This is a genomic window from Kitasatospora sp. NPDC004614 (genome assembly GCF_042873675.1).
Lineage (GTDB): Bacteria > Actinomycetota > Actinomycetes > Streptomycetales > Streptomycetaceae > Kitasatospora.
The window spans coordinates 16,673-34,151 of sequence record NZ_JBIALR010000030.1 but is presented as its reverse complement, the minus strand read 5'-3'; the positions used below and the strand labels follow the sequence as shown (position 1 = coordinate 34,151).

General features: G+C 72.6%; 17 protein-coding genes and 1 tRNA gene. 14 read left to right on the top strand and 4 right to left on the bottom strand.

The genetic code is table 11. The features are described 5' to 3' along the window. The first annotated feature begins 82 nt into the window (after nt 1-82). A complete protein-coding gene (locus tag ACFYST_RS34975; protein WP_387868355.1) occupies nt 83-859 on the top strand; it encodes a transglycosylase family protein in 777 nt (258 codons plus the stop codon). 114 nt (nt 860-973) lie between these two features. On the opposite strand, the gene ACFYST_RS34970 is transcribed toward ACFYST_RS34975, so the two are convergent. Continuing rightward, nucleotides 974-1,777, bottom strand: a complete 804-nt coding sequence (locus ACFYST_RS34970) for an MBL fold metallo-hydrolase (RefSeq protein WP_387868354.1) — start codon at nt 1,775-1,777, stop codon at nt 974-976. A gap of 304 nt (nt 1,778-2,081) precedes the next feature. On the opposite strand from ACFYST_RS34970, the gene ACFYST_RS34965 reads away from it, so the two are divergent. The 3 genes from ACFYST_RS34965 (at nt 2,082) to ACFYST_RS34955 (ending at nt 4,735) form a co-directional block, all read left to right on the top strand. Beyond that, on the top strand, nt 2,082-2,768 hold the full coding sequence (locus ACFYST_RS34965) for an alpha-ketoglutarate-dependent dioxygenase AlkB family protein (RefSeq protein WP_387868352.1): 687 nt from the start codon (nt 2,082-2,084) through the stop codon (nt 2,766-2,768). Nucleotides 2,769-2,975: 207 nt separating this feature from the next. Next, nucleotides 2,976-3,839: an acyl-CoA thioesterase gene (locus ACFYST_RS34960; RefSeq protein ID WP_387868349.1), complete on the top strand. Its 864-nt coding sequence runs from the start codon at nt 2,976-2,978 to the stop codon at nt 3,837-3,839. Between the two features lie 107 nt (nt 3,840-3,946). Continuing rightward, on the top strand, nt 3,947-4,735 hold the full coding sequence (locus ACFYST_RS34955; protein WP_387636667.1) for a DUF1684 domain-containing protein: 789 nt from the start codon (nt 3,947-3,949) through the stop codon (nt 4,733-4,735). An 89-nt stretch (nt 4,736-4,824) separates the two neighbouring features. Here ACFYST_RS34955 and bla read toward each other — a convergent pair whose 3' ends face one another. Continuing rightward, on the bottom strand, nt 4,825-5,766 hold the full coding sequence (gene bla / locus ACFYST_RS34950; protein ID WP_387868346.1) for a class A beta-lactamase: 942 nt from the start codon (nt 5,764-5,766) through the stop codon (nt 4,825-4,827). A 293-nt stretch (nt 5,767-6,059) separates the two neighbouring features. Between bla and ACFYST_RS34945 the strand changes: the two genes are divergently transcribed. From ACFYST_RS34945 to ACFYST_RS34925, 5 genes are all read left to right on the top strand, one after another. After that, a complete protein-coding gene (locus ACFYST_RS34945; RefSeq protein WP_387868343.1) occupies nt 6,060-6,692 on the top strand; it encodes a TetR/AcrR family transcriptional regulator in 633 nt (210 codons plus the stop codon). Next, a complete protein-coding gene (locus ACFYST_RS34940) occupies nt 6,689-7,591 on the top strand; it encodes a VC0807 family protein (RefSeq protein ID WP_387868341.1) in 903 nt (300 codons plus the stop codon). The genes ACFYST_RS34945 and ACFYST_RS34940 overlap by 4 nt, the downstream gene beginning before the upstream one ends. A gap of 163 nt (nt 7,592-7,754) precedes the next feature. After that, nucleotides 7,755-8,159: a hypothetical protein gene (locus ACFYST_RS34935; protein ID WP_387868339.1), complete on the top strand. Its 405-nt coding sequence runs from the start codon at nt 7,755-7,757 to the stop codon at nt 8,157-8,159. Between the two features lie 502 nt (nt 8,160-8,661). Continuing rightward, nucleotides 8,662-10,761, top strand: a complete 2,100-nt coding sequence (gene fusA / locus ACFYST_RS34930; RefSeq protein WP_387868337.1) for an elongation factor G — start codon at nt 8,662-8,664, stop codon at nt 10,759-10,761. 107 nt (nt 10,762-10,868) lie between these two features. After that, complete coding sequence (locus ACFYST_RS34925) at nt 10,869-11,156, top strand: hypothetical protein (RefSeq protein ID WP_387868336.1); 288 nt, start codon at nt 10,869-10,871, stop codon at nt 11,154-11,156. A gap of 94 nt (nt 11,157-11,250) precedes the next feature. Here the strand turns inward: ACFYST_RS34925 and ACFYST_RS34920 are convergent, their stop codons facing one another. Then, nucleotides 11,251-12,126 carry a helix-turn-helix domain-containing protein gene (locus ACFYST_RS34920; protein ID WP_387868333.1) on the bottom strand — a complete coding sequence of 292 codons (876 nt, stop codon included), beginning with the start codon at nt 12,124-12,126 and terminating at the stop codon, nt 11,251-11,253. 139 nt (nt 12,127-12,265) lie between these two features. Here ACFYST_RS34920 and ACFYST_RS34915 point away from each other — a divergent pair, with 139 nt between their 5' ends. Next, nucleotides 12,266-12,880: a YbhB/YbcL family Raf kinase inhibitor-like protein gene (locus ACFYST_RS34915; protein ID WP_387636614.1), complete on the top strand. Its 615-nt coding sequence runs from the start codon at nt 12,266-12,268 to the stop codon at nt 12,878-12,880. 78 nt (nt 12,881-12,958) lie between these two features. Here ACFYST_RS34915 and ACFYST_RS34910 read toward each other — a convergent pair whose 3' ends face one another. Beyond that, complete coding sequence (locus tag ACFYST_RS34910; RefSeq protein ID WP_387868331.1) at nt 12,959-13,678, bottom strand: SDR family oxidoreductase; 720 nt, start codon at nt 13,676-13,678, stop codon at nt 12,959-12,961. A gap of 178 nt (nt 13,679-13,856) precedes the next feature. On the opposite strand from ACFYST_RS34910, the gene ACFYST_RS34905 reads away from it, so the two are divergent. From ACFYST_RS34905 to ACFYST_RS34890, 4 genes are all read left to right on the top strand, one after another. Then, the gene (locus ACFYST_RS34905; protein ID WP_387868330.1) at nt 13,857-14,429 is read left to right on the top strand and encodes a TetR/AcrR family transcriptional regulator; all 573 of its coding nucleotides are present in this window, start codon (nt 13,857-13,859) and stop codon (nt 14,427-14,429) included. Between the two features lie 111 nt (nt 14,430-14,540). Beyond that, nucleotides 14,541-15,821, top strand: a complete 1,281-nt coding sequence (locus tag ACFYST_RS34900) for an MFS transporter (protein WP_387868327.1) — start codon at nt 14,541-14,543, stop codon at nt 15,819-15,821. Between the two features lie 136 nt (nt 15,822-15,957). Continuing rightward, nucleotides 15,958-16,031, top strand: a tRNA-Pro gene (locus tag ACFYST_RS34895). A 1,102-nt stretch (nt 16,032-17,133) separates the two neighbouring features. Next, on the top strand, nt 17,134-17,433 hold the full coding sequence (locus ACFYST_RS34890; RefSeq protein ID WP_387868325.1) for a hypothetical protein: 300 nt from the start codon (nt 17,134-17,136) through the stop codon (nt 17,431-17,433). The last annotated feature ends 46 nt before the right edge of the window (nt 17,434-17,479 follow it).

The following is a 17,479-nucleotide window of genomic DNA, read 5'->3' as shown; positions in this document are numbered from 1 at the left end:
CCCACCGGACTTGGCGAGCGAACACGGCCCTGCACAGGGTCTGGTTCCGCCTGCCCATCCCGGGGATGTCGAGAGGGATCTCATGACTTTCCGTAACGAGACTGCCGCTGCCACCACCACCGTCTCCAAGCGCAACCGCGTCCGCGCGGCTGTCGTCGGTGGCGCGCTGCTCGCCGCGCCGGTGGCCGGCCTCGTCACGGCCAACTCGGCCTCCGCCGCCGACGTTGCCACCTGGGACAAGGTCGCGCAGTGCGAGTCCAGTGGCAACTGGTCGATCAACACCGGCAACGGCTTCTACGGTGGCCTGCAGTTCACCTCCTCCACCTGGGCCGCGTTCGGTGGCACCGCGTACGCCGCGCAGGCCAACCTGGCCACCAAGGCGCAGCAGATCTCCGTCGCCGAGAAGGTGCTCGCCTCCCAGGGCCCCGGCGCCTGGCCGGTGTGCTCCGTCAAGGCCGGTCTGACCAAGGGCGGCGCGCCGGCCCAGGTCGACACCTCTGCCGGTTCCTCCTCGACCTCGACCTCCACCTCGTCGAACACCGCGAAGTCGACCTCGTCGAACACCGCGAAGTCGAACACCGCCGCCGCGGACAACTCCGCGAAGGCCTCCCGCTCCGAGACCCGCGCCCAGGCCCCCAAGGCCCAGCAGAGCGCCCCCGCGAAGCAGGACGCCCCGAAGCAGACCTGGAAGAACAAGTCCGGCGCTGCTGCCAACACCTACACCGTCAAGTCCGGTGACACCCTGTCCAAGATCGCCGCCGGCCTCGGCGTCGACTGGCACGCGCTGTACAACAACAACACCGGTGTCGTCGGCGGCAACCCGGACCTGATCCTCCCCGGCCAGGTCCTGTCCGTCTGAGACACCCCCGGAAGCCCCTCCGCTTCCACCGGGATCCGCTGATCCCCTCCTGTCGGCGTGAAGCCGCCACCCTGCCTGTCGCGGGGTGGCGGCTTCCGCCGTTCGCGGATGCTGTTACGGGTGGGCGATGGCCGCGAGGACGCCCGGTGCCACCGTGTCCGGAAGCGCGGCGGACGGGAAGCGGCGCAGCAGCGCGGCCCGCACCGCGCCCGGGGGGACGGGTTTGCCGAGTTCGGTCTCGAAGGCACGCAGGTAGTCGCCCGTCCAGACGACCGGATCGGGAACGTGGTCCGGGACCGGGGTGGTGAGGTGGCGGTGGCCCGGGACGGTGCGCTGCGGTTCGAGGGCGGCGATCTCGTCCAGCAGCGCGATCCAGGCGGTGCGCTCGGCGGCGTGCGGGGTGTCGGCGAGCCGCGGGTGGACGTTCAGCCACAGCAGCGGGCCGCCGAACAGGGTCCGGCTGCGGTGCTCCCACACGTAGTGCCGGTCCGGCAGGCCGAGGGACGCGCCGCGCAACTCCAGCCGGTGATCCTCCAGCTCCACCGCGTCCTCGGCCAGCGGCTCCAACCCGACCAGCCGGGTGGGGAGTTCCGCCCCCAGGCCGGCCCACGCGGCGCGCGCCGCGACGTGATCGCGTTCGATCCGGGCCAGGACGGGCGCCGGGGAGAGGAACCGGGCCTCCGGGAACTCGTCGCGCAGCACCTCCGCCGCGAGCCAGTACTCCGGCGCGAAGTCCGGCACCAGCACGGCGCTCAGCCGCCGCCCCGAGGACGTGACCTCCCGGGCCAGCCGCCGACCGTCCGCCAGCCGCAGCCCCGTACCGATCAGCACCGCCCGGTACTGCCCGAGCACCAGCATCGCCACCTGGTGCGACGACTCCTCGGGAAGATCCACCGCCCGGAACTCCAGGGGATGCATCGCGCCTCCTCCGCCAACCGGTAACACCCTCCCCCCAGGGTCGGACGGGACGGGGGCCGGCGCATGTGGGGCGACGAGTGGGCGGCGGGGCGGATCTGAGGGGATTGGGTCCCGGAGGGGGATGAGGGTCGGCCGTTCTGGGGTGGTGGTGAGGCGGGGGCCGGAGGGTGGGGCTGGGGCAGAGGGCGCCGGACGGGACGGGGCCAGCGCATGTGGGGCGACGGGTCTTGGGACGGGGTGGGGCGGCCGGGGGAGGTGCGGTTGGGCCGGGAGGGGGCCGGGGTGCGGGTGGGAGCATGGAGGGATGAGTGGTGGCGGGGTGTTCGCCGGGGAGCTGTTCGGGCGTGAGCGGGAGGAGCCGGCGCCCGGGGTGGTGCTGGTGCCGGGGTGGCTGGGGACGGCGGAGCAGCGGGAGCTGGTCGCGGCGTGCCGGGAGTGGGCGCGGCCACCGGCCGGGATGCGGACGGTGACGCTGCCGACCGGCGGGGTGATGTCGGTGCGGACGGTGTGCCTGGGCTGGCACTGGTACCCGTACGGATACGCGCGAACCGTGGTGGACGGGGACGGCGCGCCGGTGAAGGCGTTCCCGCCGCTGCTGGGGGAGCTGGCCCGGCGGGCGGTCGCGGAGGCGTACGGCGACGGCGTCGGCGGGATCGCGGGCGCGGCGGGCTTCGCGCCGGACGTGGCGCTGGTCAACCACTACCCGCACGGCGCGAAAATGGGCCTGCACCGGGATCGCGAGGAGCGGGTGGACGCGCCCGTGGTGTCGCTGTCGCTGGGTGACAGCTGCGTGTTCCGGCTCGGCAACACCGAGACCAGGACCCGCCCCTGGACGGATCTGGAGCTGCGCAGCGGCGATCTGCTGGTGTTCGGTGGCCCGATGCGGTTCGCGTACCACGGCGTGGTGCGGACGCTGCCGGGGACCGCCGACCCGGACCTCGGGCTGGTGGGGCGGCTGAACATCACGGTGCGGCAGTCCGGCCTGGAGTAGCACGGGCCGTGGCGTGCCGGTCCTGCCGTGTGCCGTGTGCCGTATGCCGGTCCGTGGAGTGGTACGGGCCGTGGCCTGCCGGTCCTTGCGTGTGCCGCGTGCCGGAGGGCGGGAATGCCCGGCGGGCGCGGAGACTTGTGTTGGACGGAACAGGCGTCCGGCGGCACACCCAGCCCCGCCCGGCCGCCCGGAGAGGGAGCGACACACATGGGAACCCCCGTCGACCAGCTCGTCGACCTGCTCGACCTGGAGCGGATCGAGCTGAACATCTTTCGCGGCCGCAGCCCCGAGGAGGCGCTGCAGCGCACCTTCGGCGGGCAGGTCGCCGGCCAGGCGCTGGTCGCGGCGGGCCGTACGGTGGACGAGGACCGGCCGGTGCACTCGCTGCACTCCTACTTCCTGCGCCCCGGCGTCCCCGGTGTCCCGATCGTCTACCAGGTGGACCGGATCCGGGACGGACGCTCCTTCACCACCCGCCGGGTGCTGGCCATCCAGGACGGGCGGTCGATCTTCGCGCTGACCGCGGACTTCCACAAGCCCGAGCCCGGTGGCATAGAACACCAGTTCCCGATGCCGGACGTCCCCGCCCCCGAGGACCTGCCGAGCGCGCTGGACGAGGTCGGCTCCCGGCTCGGCGAACTGCCGCCGTTCATCAGCCGCCGCCAGCCCTTCGACATCCGCTACGTCGACCGGCTCAGGTGGAGCCGCGAGGAACTCGACGGCGTCGAGGCCCGCAGCGGCGTCTGGCTGAGGACCAACGGACCGCTCCCCGACGACCCGCTGATCCACGTCTGCGCGCTCACCTACGCCAGCGACATGACACTGCTGGACGCCGTTCGCGCGCCCGTCGAACCCCTGTGGGGAGAACGGAACTTCGACATGGCCTCGCTCGATCACGCGATGTGGTTCCACCGCCCGTTCCGGGCCGACGACTGGCTGCTGTACCAACAGGAGTCGCCGATCGCGCACGGCGCGCGCGGCCTGGCCCGCGGCGAAATCTACAACCGGGAGGGGCAGTTGGTGGTCTCCGTGATGCAGGAGGGCCTGTTCCGCCCGCTCGCCGGGCGCTGACCCTTCCGCCAGTCGTCCAGACCCGTCCCGGACCCGTCCCAGACCCGTCCCAGACTCGTCCAGCTGAAACAAGTGCACGAACCAGAGCACCACTTGGAGGCAGTCCGATGACCGACACCGCAGCCGAGGCGTGGCAGCACTGGACGGAGTCCCGGAGCGCCGCGGTGAGCGCCCCGCACGGCCCGCTGGCGCTGACCGGCACCCACTGGTTGGAGCCCGAACCGGCGAAGCTGCCCGGCCTGCCCGGCACCTGGTGGGCCGAGAACGGCACCGTGTGCGCCGAGCTCGCCGCCGGGGACGGCGTCCGACTCGAGGGCGAGCAGCAGGAGGCGACCGGCCGGGTCGCGCTGCGCCCCGACACCGATCCGGGCGCGCAGATCGCCGTGCTGGACGCGCTGCGCCTGGTCCCGATCGAGCGCGAGGGCGAACTCGCCCTCCGCGTCTTCGACCCCGACGCGCCGCGCCGGGCCGCGTACGCCGGGATCTCGGTCTTCCCGTACGCGCCCGACTGGGCCGTGCCCGCCGTGTTCACCCCGTTCGAGAGCGGCGCGCAGGACTTGATGGTGGAGAACGCCGACGGCCGGTCCCGTCCGATGACGGTCGCCGGCCAGGTCGCGTTCATGCTGGCCGGTCAGGAGTTCACCCTGACCGTCAGCGGCTCCGGGGGCCCGCTGAGCGGTGTCATCGCGGACGGCACCAGCGGCCGGGAGACCTACCGGTTCCGGTTCATCACGCTGCCCGCGCCGGACGCCGACGGGCACACGGTGCTCGACTTCAACCGGGCGTTCCTGCCGCCGTGCGCCTTCTCCGACCACTTCATCTGCCCGTTCCCGCCGCCCGGCAACCGGCTCAACATCTCGGTCGAGGCGGGCGAGCGGCAGGCCGTCACGGTCTGAACCCGTTTCTCGCTGACCGGCGACCGGCCCCGGCGTGACCGCCGGGGCCGGAATGCGTTCGGGGCCGGAGTGCGTTCGGGGCCGGACGGTCAGGCAAGGGCAGTGGCCAGGAGGGCGGCCGTTTCGGCGATCAGTGGCTCGTCGGGGGTGGCGTTCGGCGCGTTGGCCTTCGTGGTGAGGACGGCGAGGAGGATCGGGGCGCGTCCCGGCGGCCGGGCGAGGCCGATGTCGTTGGCGGTGCCGTACGAGCCGGTGCCGGTCTTGTCGGCGAGGGTCCAGGCGGGCGGCAGTCCGGCGCGTAGGCGGTTGGCGCCCGTGGTGTTGGCGAGCAGCCAGCCGGTGAGCAGCTCGCGATCGGCCGGGTCGAGGGCGTCGCCGAGGGTGAGACGGGCGTAGCTGCGGGTGAGGGCGTGCGGGCTGCTGGTGTCGGTGGTGCGGCCGGGCTCGGCGGAGTTCAGTGCGGGCTCCCAGCGGTCGAGCCGGGTGACGCGATCGCCCAGGGACCGGCAGAAGCCGGTGACCGCGGCCGGCCCGCCGAGCAGGCGCAGCAGCAGGTTGGCGGCGGCGTTGTCGCTGAACTCGATTGCAGCCGCGCACAGTTCGGTGACCGTCAGCCCGGTCGCGAGGTTCTCCGGCCGGCCGGTGACCGGCGCGTAGCCCGCCTCGGTGACGTCGTCCCGGGTGTACCGCACCCGCTGCCCGAGGTCGTGGCCGCTGCGCAGGACCGCGCCCACTGCGAGTGTCTTGAACGTCGAACACATCGGGAACAGCTCGTCCGCCCGGTACCGGATCGTCGCACCCGACCCCGTGTCGTACCCAAACACCCCGAGCCGCGCGCCGTGTTCACGTTCCAGCGTCCGGAGTCGGTCGGTCAGTGCGTCCTCCGCCGGCTTCGTTTCGGCGGCGCTTCCGGCGGCCTTCGCGCCGGTTCTTCCGGCGGCGCTTCCGGCGGCCGGTAGGACGGTGGCGAGGGCTGCTGCGGCGGCCGTGGCGGCCGTGAGCAGGTGGCGGCGGGCGGGGCGCGGGTGCACGGGGTGCTCCCTCCGGTCGGCGGCTCTCGTCCGGGTTCTGCCCGTTCTGTGGCGCGCGCCCACCTGGAGGGGTCTGCCGGCGGATTGGGCTGACTGATGTCATGTGCATGGCAGCGTCTCCGGGATCGGGCAGGCGGGTTGGGGCCATTCGGGGCGGCCTTCGGGCCGTTTGGCGGGCCTGGTTCGGGAACTTCTTGCTCGGCCGTACAGCTTCTTGCTTGCCCGAGCAATTGAGAGTAGCTTTTTGCTCGGGCGAGCAAGAGCTGGCTCGGGCGAGCAGAGAGGGGTGCTCCGTGGGGCGCACGTTCACCGAATCGGCGCGGCGTCGGCAGATCGTCGAGGCGGCCATCGAAGTGATCGCCGATGCGGGGTACGCCAAGGCCTCGTTTGCGCGGATCGCCAAACACGCGGGGCTGAGCAGCACGGGGATGATCTCGTACCACTTCAAGGGCAAGGACGATCTGCTGCGCGAGGTGGTCGCCGAGGTGATGCAGGTCTCCGAGGCGTACATGCGCCCGCGGATCGAGGCGGCGGTGGGCCCGCGGGAGCGCCTGCGGGCGTACATCGAGTCCAACGTCGAGCTGGCGGCCGCGCATCCGCGGGAGCTGGCCGCGCTGGTGGAGATCCTGAACGGTCAGGGCGATGACACGGAGGGCCAGTTCGCGGCAGGGCGCCGGGCGGTGATGGACCTTCAGGAGTACATCGTCCGCGCTGCCCAGGCCGACGGCGAGTACGGCCCGTTCGACGCGAGGGTGCTGGTGACGGCGATCCGCGGGGCGATCGACGCGGTCCTGGTCCGCGTGCTGCGCGAGCCGGAGATGGATGTGGCCGCCAGCGCACGGGAGTTGGCCGACCTGTTCGACCGGGCGGTGCGTCCGGCCGAGGTCTGCATGGAAGCGCATCGGGTGCCGGGGGAGGACACATGAACGAGCGACGGCCGGAATCGGTGGGGCAGGACGTGACGGGGGTCGGCATGACGGTGGCGGGGGCGACGGGGGCGGGCATGGCAGGGACTGGCTTGGCTGGAACGGGCTTGGCGGGGGCGGGCGTTGAGGCCGGCGCGGGTGCGGCCGGCGTGGGCGTCGTCAGTGGGGGTGCGGCCGACGCGGGTGCCGTCGGTGGGGGTGCGGCCGAGTTGCCGCGGACGGCGGACGGGAAGGTGGACTGGGCGGCGCTGGCGGGGGACGACTCGACGCCGCAGCAGCGGGCGGCGCGGGGGTGGCGGCAGGCGGCCAAGGCGCTGGTGTTCGAGCTGGCGATCCCGCTGGGCGGGTACTACACGCTGCTCGGGCTGGGCGCGGGCCAGTGGCTGGCGATCACGCTGAGCAGCCTGGCCGCGCTGCCGTGGTTGCTCTACGGGCTGGTGCGCAACCGCCGGCTGGATCCGATGCCGGTGTTCACCCTGCTGCTGATCGCGGTGAGCACGCTGCTGTCGGCGGTGACGGGCAGCCCCAGGGTGCTGATGGTGCGCGACAGTTGGGTGTTCGGCGTGATCGGCGTGTGGGTGCTGGGCAGTCTGCTGACCCGCCGCCCGTTCATGTACGGCGCGGCCCGGGCGGTCGTCGCCGCCAAGATCGGCCCGGCGGGCGCCGATGCCTGGATCGGCCAGTGGGACTACGACCCGGCCTTTCGGCGCCACATCCGCCTGCTGACGGTGATGTGGGGCACGGGCTTCGCCCTGGACGCCCTGATCCGGGTCGGGTTCGCGCTGACCCTGCCGCTCGGCGCGGTGCCGCTGGTGAACGCGCTGCAGTGGCTGGTCGTGCTGGGCGGGATGATCGGCTTCCACACCTGGTACGTGAAGCGGAACGGGCTGCTGGTCTGAGTCGCTTGCTGGGCGCGGCGGTTCCGGTGCGGAGGTGCCGGGTTCGCCGCGGCCGTCGTGGTGTGTTGTGGTGCGTCGGCGCGGGGTCGGCGCCTGGCGGTGCGTTTCGGCGCCTGGCGGTGCGTTTCGGCATGTGTCGGCGGGCGGTGGCAGGATCGGCGGTGTGATCGCTGTCGAGGATGTGATCGAGCGGGCCGGCCCGGAGGGCGTCCTGCCGCTGCTCTCCCTGGGCGAGTTCTTCGCGGGCAACACGGTCGAGGACTCGCTGGCACCGAACCAGTGGGGCTACGGGCGGCCGTCGTTGGCCGAGTTGGCCGCCGGTCTGGCCCGGATCGCGGACCGGCCGGAGGTGGCCTGGGTGCGGGTACAACTCCACCCGGAGACACTGGACTTGGCAGAGCTGCTGGCCGAGGCCGTCGCCGTTTGCACCAGCGCGGACGCCGCGATCTGCGAGTCCTGGGCGGCGGGTTGGGAGTCCAGCGGCGTGGTGAACGGCCTGGTCGACGAGTATCTGGACGTTCCTCCGGTGCCCGTCGGCATGGCGATCCGCTCGATCGTCTGGGACTGACGATCCACTAACTCGCGCTACCGAAAAGCGCGTTGAGCCGTCCAACAGAAAATGCGGGTGACGTCGGAGACCGGACGCCCCTAGACTCGGCTCGCCGAAAGACGCCCGGGCCGGATGGCCGGCCGGGGCGCACCGTGATGTGGAGAGGGAGGGGCCAGCCGTGCGTACCGCCGCTGTTGTCGTTCCCCCGTCGCGGTTCGAGGTGATCCTGGTGTCCTCGGCAGACCGGCGCCCGCTGCGCGGCCGGCGCCGGTAAGGACCGCGAGCTCCACCCAACCACCCTGCTGTGTACGCCCGTTGTGGGCGTCCTGCGGTCGCGCCGCCACTGCCGGCGGACCGCTTCCCCGTTGCCCATCTCCTGCTGTGCCGCGTTGCGCGCCGTGTCGTGCTGCGCCGCCGATCGGGGGTGGGTCCGGGGGTGGGCCGGGGTGCGGTGGTGCGGCTCGTGCTGCCGTGAATCGCGCCGCCGACTCCAGGATCGAATTCCGAAAGGCGCCGGGCCATGCGCACCGACCTCACCCGCATCACCACTGCTGTCTCCGCGGCCGCCACCGTCCGCAACCTCGGCATCCTCGCGCACGTGGACGCCGGGAAGACCACCGTCACCGAGCGCATCCTGTTCCTGACCGGGGCGATCCACCGGCGCGGTGAGGTGCACGAGGGCACCACTGTCACCGACTTCGACCCGCAGGAGCGCGACCGGGGCATCACCATCTTTGCCGCGGCGGTCAGTTGTGACTGGGACGGCCACCGGCTGAACCTGATCGACACGCCGGGGCACGTGGACTTCGCCGACGAGGTGGAGCGTTCGCTGCGCGTGCTGGACGGTGCGGTGGCGGTCTTCGACGCCGTCGCGGGCGTCGAGCCACAGAGCGAATCGGTGTGGCGGCAGGCCGACCGGCACGGGGTGCCGCGGATCGCGTTCGTCAACAAGATGGACCGGCCCGGCGCGGACCTGGACGCGGCGGTCGCCTCGATCCGGGACCGGCTCCACCCGGTGCCGCTGGCCGTGCAGTTGCCGATCGGCCGGGAGGGCGAGTTCACCGGCGTGGTCGACCTGCTCCGGCTGCGCGCGCTGACCTGGCCGGACGGTCCGGGCAGCGCCGGTGGCATCGGTGGCGTCGGTGGCGTCGGTGGCGTACAAGTCTCCGACGTACCAGCCGAGTTGGTGGCCGACGCGGAACGCCGCCGGCAGGCGCTGGCGGAGGCGGTGGCCGAACTGCACCCGGCGGCACTGGAGGAGTACTGCGCCACTGGCACCCTTGGCGCGGACACCCTCGCGGGCGCGCTGCGTCAACTCACCGCCGACGGACAGGCGGTGGTGGTGCTGTGCGGTTCCGCGTACCGCAACCGAGGGGTCGAACCGCTGCTGGACGCGGTGACGGCGTACCTGCCCTCGCCGCTGGACGTCCCGGCAGTGCGGGGCGACTGGCAGGGCACCGTCCAGGAACGCTCGGCGGATCCCGAACAGCCGCTGGCCGCACTGGTGTTCAAGGTGAACGCGAGCACCACCGGCAGGCTCAGCAGCCTGCGGATCTACTCCGGCACACTACGGAAGGGGGACACCGTGCTCGACGTGCGCACCGGACGCACTGAGCGGATCGGCCGCATCCTGCGGGTGCAGGCCGACCGGCACACCGAGACCGACACGGCGGTGGCCGGCGACATCGTCGCCGTCATCGGGCCCAAGGCCGCCCGGTCCGGCAGCACGCTGTGCGCGCCCGGCGCCCCGCTGGTGCTCGAACCGGCCGTCGCCGCCGACCCGGTGGTGACCGTCGCGGTCGAGGCCCGCCGCTCGGTGGACACCGACCGGCTGGCGGTCGCGCTGCTCCGGCTCGCCGAGGAGGACCCGTCCCTGGTGGTCGGGACCGACCCGGAGAGCGGGCAGCGGGTGCTGTCCGGCCTCGGTGAACTGCACCTGGAGGTGGCGGTGGAGAAGCTCCGCCGCGCCGGGCTGGAGGTCACCATAGGCCGGCCGCAGGTCGCCTACCGCGAGACGCTCTCCGTGGCGGTCGCCGGACTCGTCCTGCGGCACGTCAAACAGGACGGCGGCGCAGGGCAGTTCGCGCACATCGTGGTCGACGTCGAACCGCTCGGCGAACCCGGCACGGAAGGCTTCGAGTTCCGTTCCACCGTCACCGGTGGGCGGGTCCCGCAGGAGTTCGTGCAGGCCGTCGAGGCGGGCTGCCGGGACGCCCTCACGGACGGCCCGCTCGGCCACCCGGTCACCGGAGTCCGGGTCACCCTCACCGACGGGGCGACCCACGTCAAGGACTCCTCCGACCTGGCCTTCCGCACCGCCGGCCGGCTCGCCCTGCGCGAGGCCCTGCGGCGCGGCAGCCCCGTCCTCCTGGAGCCCGTGGTGGACCTCACCGCGACCGTCCCGCCGGACAGCCTCGGCGGCGTCCTCGGCGACCTGTCCGCCCGCCGCGGCCGCGTCCACGGCTCCGAACCCCAGGGCGCCCGCGGCGCGACCCTGACCGCCACCGTCCCGCTCGCCGAACTCTTCGGCTACGCCGGCGCCTTGCGCAGCCGCACCCAGGGCCGCGGCACCTTCACCACCCACCCAGCCGGCTACACCCCGGCCCCGCGCCGGCAGTAACGGCCGCGTCTGCCCCGCCCCGGACTTTCGGAGCGGGGCAGGCGGGGTGGGTTGACGGGTTGCGGCAGGATTCGGTCATGAATTTTCGGATCGAGTGGCCCGCGCCCATGGACGAGTACGACTGGGCGGTTCAGGAGTGCAAGGGCTGGTTGGAGGTCACCCTTGTCCGGGACGGTGGCAGCCGCCAGCTCGTCGAGGTATACGACCCGGCTCGGCTCGCGCAGGCAGTGGCCGACGAACTGGCCCGAACCGGTTGCTTCACGGCCAGGAACCTGCTGGTGGTCCCGAGTGTGACGCGGGAGAACATCGAGGCCGCGATATCCGCGATTGTGGAGGAGGACGCGTGCGAGCAGGGGCGATGCAGTGGGGCGAGGCCGGAGACGCCATCTCACTGACCTTGTCAGGTGCGGGGGAACGCTCTCGGGTGCGGCCCGGGATGGGCGGCGGTGGGCGACATACCGCCAGTATCCGCCGGCCCGCCGACAGGCGTCACGCGGCGCTGATCGGGTGGACGTCGGTGCGGACGGCGGTGGTGGTGAGGAGGCGGCGGAGGGCGTGTTCGGTGGTGGGGTCGGCCGGGGTGATGGTGAACAGCAGGTGGTCGGCGGCCGGTCCGGTGGAGAGGATGTCGTAGCGCAGCCGGAGTTCGCCGGCTGCCGGGTGGCGGACGCGTTTGCTGCCGGCGGAGCGTTCGAGGACGGTGTGGTCGTTCCACCAGGTGTCGAACTCGTGGCTGTGGGAGCGCAGTTCGGCGATCAGTGCGGCCGTGCGGGGATCGCCCGGGTGGCGGGCGTGGCCGGCCCGGAGGTGGCCGACGGTTTCGCGGGCGACTCGCGACCAGTCGAGCTGGCTGGTGCGCGCGGCCGGGTCGAGGAACAGCATGCGCGCCGTGTTGTCGGCCCGGCCGGTGCCGAACCCGGTTCCGAACAGGGCCCGCGCCGCCGCGTTGTGGGCCAGGACGTCGAGCCGGTGGTCGGTCAGGTAGGCGGTGAACAGTGGTATGCCGTCGAGGAGTTGGAGCAGCGAGGGTCGCACCCGGTCGGTCCGCGCCGGGGTGGAGGGCGCGGGTTCGCGGCGGGCGAGCAGGTGCAGGTGGCGGCTCTCGTCCGGGGTCAGGCGCAGGGCGTCGGCGAGCGCGTGCAGGACGGCTGCGCCCGGGGTGCCGACCCGCCCCTGCTCCAGGCGGACGTACCACTCGACGCTGACGGCGGCCAACTGGGCGACCTCCTGGCGGCGCAGCCCCGGGGTGCGGCGGCGCGGCCCGCGCGGGAGGCCGATGTCCTCGGGCTGCAGGCGGGCGCGCTTGGCGCGCAGGAAGGCGGCCAGTTCGGCCTGCTGGGGCGCTCGTTGGGGCGTGCCGGTCATGGTGTCGATGATGCGCACGGGCGGCCCGGGGCGTCCAGCGCGGATCCTGGTACGCCGGATGACACCATCCGGCGTGGCTCCCCAAGTGCGGTGGAGCGGACGGAGGTTGGGGCATCGACACCGACCAGGGAGATGCCTCGTGCCACGCCTGCCTCGCACCACTGCTCTGCTGCTGAGCTCCGCCGCCGCTCTGGCGCTTCTCGGGGCCGCCGATTCGAGCGCCCAAGTCCGGGTAACCGTCCGCGACTTCGGTCGGGTCTCGGTGCGCTCGGGGATCCCGGTCGATGCCGGGCGGTTCACCGTCACCAGCCCGGACTTGGTGAACGGCAGGTTCCCGCAGGCGAATTGGGCGAACTCGTTCGGCTGCGACGGCGGCAACCGACCGCCGCGACTGGAGTGGCGCGGCGCGCCCGCCGGCACCCGCAGCTTCGCCGTCACCATGTTCGACCTGGACGCCCCGACCGGCTCCGGCTTCTGGCACTGGCTGAGCTGGGACCTGCCCGCCACCGCCACCGCACTCGGCGAGACCCTGCCGCCCGGCGCGGTCTCCGGCACCGAAGACGCCGGCCAGCCAGGCTACTTGGGCCCGTGCCCGCCGGCCGGCGACCGCCCGCACCGCTACCGGATCACCGTCTACGCACTGGACACGCCGAGCCTGGCGCTTCCGGCCGCGACCCCGCCGGCCGTCACCGCATTCACGTTGGGCGGTCACGTACTGGCCTCCGGGCAGACCACGGCGGTGGCGGCGCGGTAGGTGCGTGCAACGGGCCCGGCCCGCAGGCGAGTTGGGTGCCTGCGGGCCGGGTGTTCGTGAACTGGTGGGCGGGGGTGGTCAGTTCATGGAGATCAGGTGCAGGCCGCCGTCCGATTCCAGGACCGTGCCGGTGAGGTTGCGGTTGGTGGCGGCCAGGGCGACCGCCTCCGCGACGTCCTCGGGGTCGGCGACCCGGCGGACCGGCAACTGGCCTGCGGCGTGGGCGAAGTAGGCCTCCCGCGCCTCCTGCGGCATGCCGTCCCACCACGGGGTGGCGACCAGGCCGGGGGAGACCGCGTTGACCCGGCGCGGGGCGAGTTCGATGGCGAGCGGCTTGATCATCGACTCCAGCGCGCCGTTCACCGCCGCGAGTCCGGCCGTGCCGGGCAGGGCCGTCCGGGCCGAGATCGCGGTGACCAGGGTGATCGACCCGTCCTCGGTCAGGTGCGGCAGCGCGGCCTGGACGGTCGTCAACTGCCCCCAGAACTTGGCCTCGAAGGCGCTGCGCAGCCCGGTCAGGTCGAGCTCGGCGAACGGGCCCGCCCCCTCGGCACCGCTGAGTGCGACCACCAGCCAGTCCAACGACCCCACGGTGCGCAGGACTTCGGCGATCTGCTCGCGGTCGCCGCCGTCCGCCCGGTGACCGACCAGCTCCGGGTCGCTCACCGCGAGTGCTTCCAGACGCTCCTTGCTGCGACCCACTACGTGGACCGCAGCGCCCTGCGCGTGCAGCCGGCGCGCGGTGGCCAGCCCGATGCCCGAGGTGCCGCCGACCACCAGTGCAGTGCGCTCACTCATCTGTGCCATCTCCCCTGTGCCTGTCGGTGGAAGCGGGCCGAACCCGGCCGCTCCTGACGATCCGCCGGCCCGCCATTTCGAACCACGACGTCTCGTCTCGAATTACGGTAGCGTGCTGCCCGTGATCGAGCAAGCGAAATCCACCCTCGGTGGTACAACTGACGAAGCATCAACTGCCATGCCGGGACCGCCCGTCCGGCCCGGCCGCCGCCGCAGCGAGGAGAGCCGCCAGGCCATCCTCGGCTCCGCGCTCGACCTGCTCGACCAGGTCGGCTACGCCCGCCTCACCGTCGAAGGCATCGCCGCCCGCGCCGGCACCGGCAAACAGACCGTCTACCGCTGGTGGCCCGGCAAGGCGGACGTCCTGCTCGAAGCCGTCACCGCCCACGCCCGGCAGCACATCCCCCTGCCAGACACCGGCGACCACGCTGCCGACCTGCGCACCTTCCTCGCCGCCACGTTCGCCGCCGCCACCCCGCGCACCGCCGACGCACTGCGCGCGCTGATGGCCGAGGCACAGATCGACCCAGCCTTCGGCGAACGCTTCCGCGAAACCCTGCTGCGCCCACGCCGCGAAGCCCTCGGCACCCTCGTCGAACGCGCCCGCACCGCTAGCCTGCTCGCCCCCCACCTCACCACCGCCACCGCCGTCGACCTCGCGTTTGGTGCCCTCTGGTACCGATTGCTGGGCAACAGCGGGCCACTCGACGACGAACTCGCCGAACTCCTGACCCGGACGCTGCTGCGCTGAGGCAGCCTTCGCCGCCACCCCGCCTTCGCCGCCATCCCGCCTTCGCCGCCATCCCGCCTTCGCCGCCACCCCGCCCGGAGGGCCGCCGACCTGCTGGCCGACCATGGCGACGTGCCCACTGAACCGCCCATACCCTCCGCGACCCCGTCCCGGCTGCGCCGCCTCACCCGCGGCGCGTTCGCCGACCTGACGCCGCTGCGCCACAGCCCCGACTACCGGCGGCTGTGGTTCGGACAGTCGGTCTCCGCGATCGGCCAGCAGATGACCGCCGTCGCCGTCTCCGTCCAGGTCTACGACCTCACCGGCTCCACCTTCGCCACCGGCCTGGTCGGACTCTGCTCACTGCTCCCGCTGATCGTCTTCGGCCTGTACGGCGGCGCCATCGCCGACCGGGTCGACCGCCGCCGCCTCGGCCTGATCGGCTCCGGCGGACTCGCCGCCGTCTCCGCCCTGCTCGCCGCCCAGGCCCTGCTCCACCTCGGCGTCGTCGCCCTGCTCTACGCGGCCGTCGCCCTCCAGGCCGGCTTCTTCGCCATCAGCTCGCCCGCCCGGTCCTCGATGATCCCGCGACTCGTCCCCCGCGAGCAGCTCACCGCCGCCAACGCCCTCAACACCATCGGCATGAACCTCGGCCAGACCGTCGGCCCCATGCTCGGCGGCGTCGCCATCGCCGCGTACGGCGCCCAGGCCGCGTACCTGGTCGACACCGTCGCCTTCGCCGCCACCCTCTACGCGATGTGGCGGCTGCCCGCGATGCGACCGCAGGCCGCGAACGGCAAGCGCGCCACCGTCCTCGACGGCCTGCGCTTCCTGCGCGATCAACCCAACCTGCGGACCTCCTTCCTCGCCGACCTCGCCGCGATGATCTTCGGCCTCCCGCGCGCCCTCTTCCCGGCCATCGCCGTCGCCTTCTACGGCGGCGGCCCCGGCACCGTTGGCCTGCTGGTCGCCGCCCCCGCCGTCGGCGCCCTGGCCGGTGGACTCTTCTCCGGCTGGATCGGCCGCATCCACCGGCACGGCGCTGCGGTCCTCGCCGCCGTCGCCGCGTGGGGCCTCGCCATCGCCGCCTTCGGACTCGTCCACAACCTGCCGCTCGGCCTGCTGCTGCTCGCGGCGGCCGGCTGCGCCGACACCATCTCGATGATCTTCCGCAACACGATGATGCAGGTCGCCGCCCCCGACGAGATGCGCGGCCGCCTCCAAGGCATCTTCATCGTGGTGGTGGCCGGCGGCCCCCGCCTCGGTGACTTCGAATCCGGCACCGTCGCCACCCTCACCACCCCCACCCTCTCCATCCTCACCGGCGGCCTCGCCTGCATCGCCGCCGTCCTCCTCCTCGCCACCCGCCGCCCCGCCTTCCTCCGCTACGACGCCCGCCACCCCACCCCCTGACCCCGCCCCCGCCACACCCCCCGAAACCTGGCAGCGAGCACCCCCCGACGTGCTGTATTGTTTTCCACGTCGCCGGGAACACCGGAGACAAGGTCAGAAAGCCAAGAAGCCCACCGGGCAACGCGGCAGACGACCACGGGACGTGGCGCAGCTTGGTAGCGCACTTGACTGGGGGTCAAGGGGTCGCAGGTTCAAATCCTGTCGTCCCGACCGCGAGTTTTCGCAGGTCGGAGGCGCTTCCATCTAGATGATGGAAGCGCCTTTTTTGTGCGTGTCGCGGGGTGGTGGTCGCATGGTGGTCGCGCGCTGATCGGCCTGGGAGCGCAGTCCGAGGGTGGACTGCGGTAGCCAACTCGCCTTGCACGGGCTGGAGTTGAGGCTGCATGGTCAATCGACGCACTCCATGGCGTGACAGCCTCGGATCTCGGAAGAGTGAACCGTCAGTGCCGGGTTGACGGCCGCCGTGTGTGACCCGGCTGGTCGGCGACCGGGTAGCGGTGGTTTGTCCAGATTCTCGACTCGAAAGCTGTCTGCGGGTGCCTCGCGCGTGGTCGTGGCGGTGCGACCACCGCGCGATCACCAGGGACCGGGCATGCTCACTGGTCAGCGGCGGCGCTTTAAGGGGATGACAAGTGGCCCGCGCCGACGGCCGGCGAGGGGACCGCGTCGTGATGTCCGAGCCTGATCGTCGCCGTGGGTGCCTCGTCTCGGCTGCGGCCATCGGCTCGTAGAGAGGTGCCGCCAAGCGCTTGGACGGTGATGGTCGCGGAGCGAGTCGGCCCTGGTGTTGGTGGCGTTCGCGCGGGGTCGCGATGCTGAGGCCGGACACGCGCAGGCTCCGGCTGGGGCGGATCCTCTCGCCCGAGATCCCACTGGGACTGTTCCAGGATCTCGTCCTGTCATGTTCCAGGTCTTCGTCCGGGCTGGGCAGGCTCCATAGCGCTGCGGAATGCGCGCAACTGCGGTCCGCCCCAGAGGTCCAACGCCAGGACGTGCCACTGCGGTTCGCGGTGCGGAAGCTGTGCACGCAGTGCGCGTGGGAGGTGCCAAGGGAGCACCCGCTTGTCGGCTTCGCCGAAGCAGTGTCAGCGCTGGCGCAGTTGAAGACGTGGACGAGCCCGGAGCGTCACGGTGGAGATCTCGAATTGGACCAGCCCGCAGCGGAGCACGGGAGCGCGGACTCTGTCGGGGACGTGCCTGACGGTGCCGCGGAGCTCGGCGCCGCGTGTGAGCGCCACCTTCGCCACTGGCGGCGACTGCAGACTCGGCTGCTGGAGAGCCACACGGCCTCGTCGCCGAGGCTCTGGAAGCGGTGCGCGAACTGGTGGACGCCTGGAGCGCTGAGGCGCGCGCCCTGGCTGCCCAGTGTACGGCGGATCCCCATCGCCTGATCGCCGTCAATCTGCCTCCAGTCGTCCGGAACAGCAGTACGGGCGTGGAGGAAGAGCGGCTCAACCAATGGGAGGCCGATGTCCTCGCCGTGCATCAGGTGGCCGCGCACTGGCCGGCCGGGAGCATCGAACTGCTGGTACCCGGGCCCGTTGCCGATCAGCTGCTCCGCAGCGGCGTGCTCCTCACGGAGACCGAGGAGCACCGCCGTCCCGGACTGTGATGTCTGATCGCTGCGACGCAGGACGGCACGGACGCCGGGTATGGAG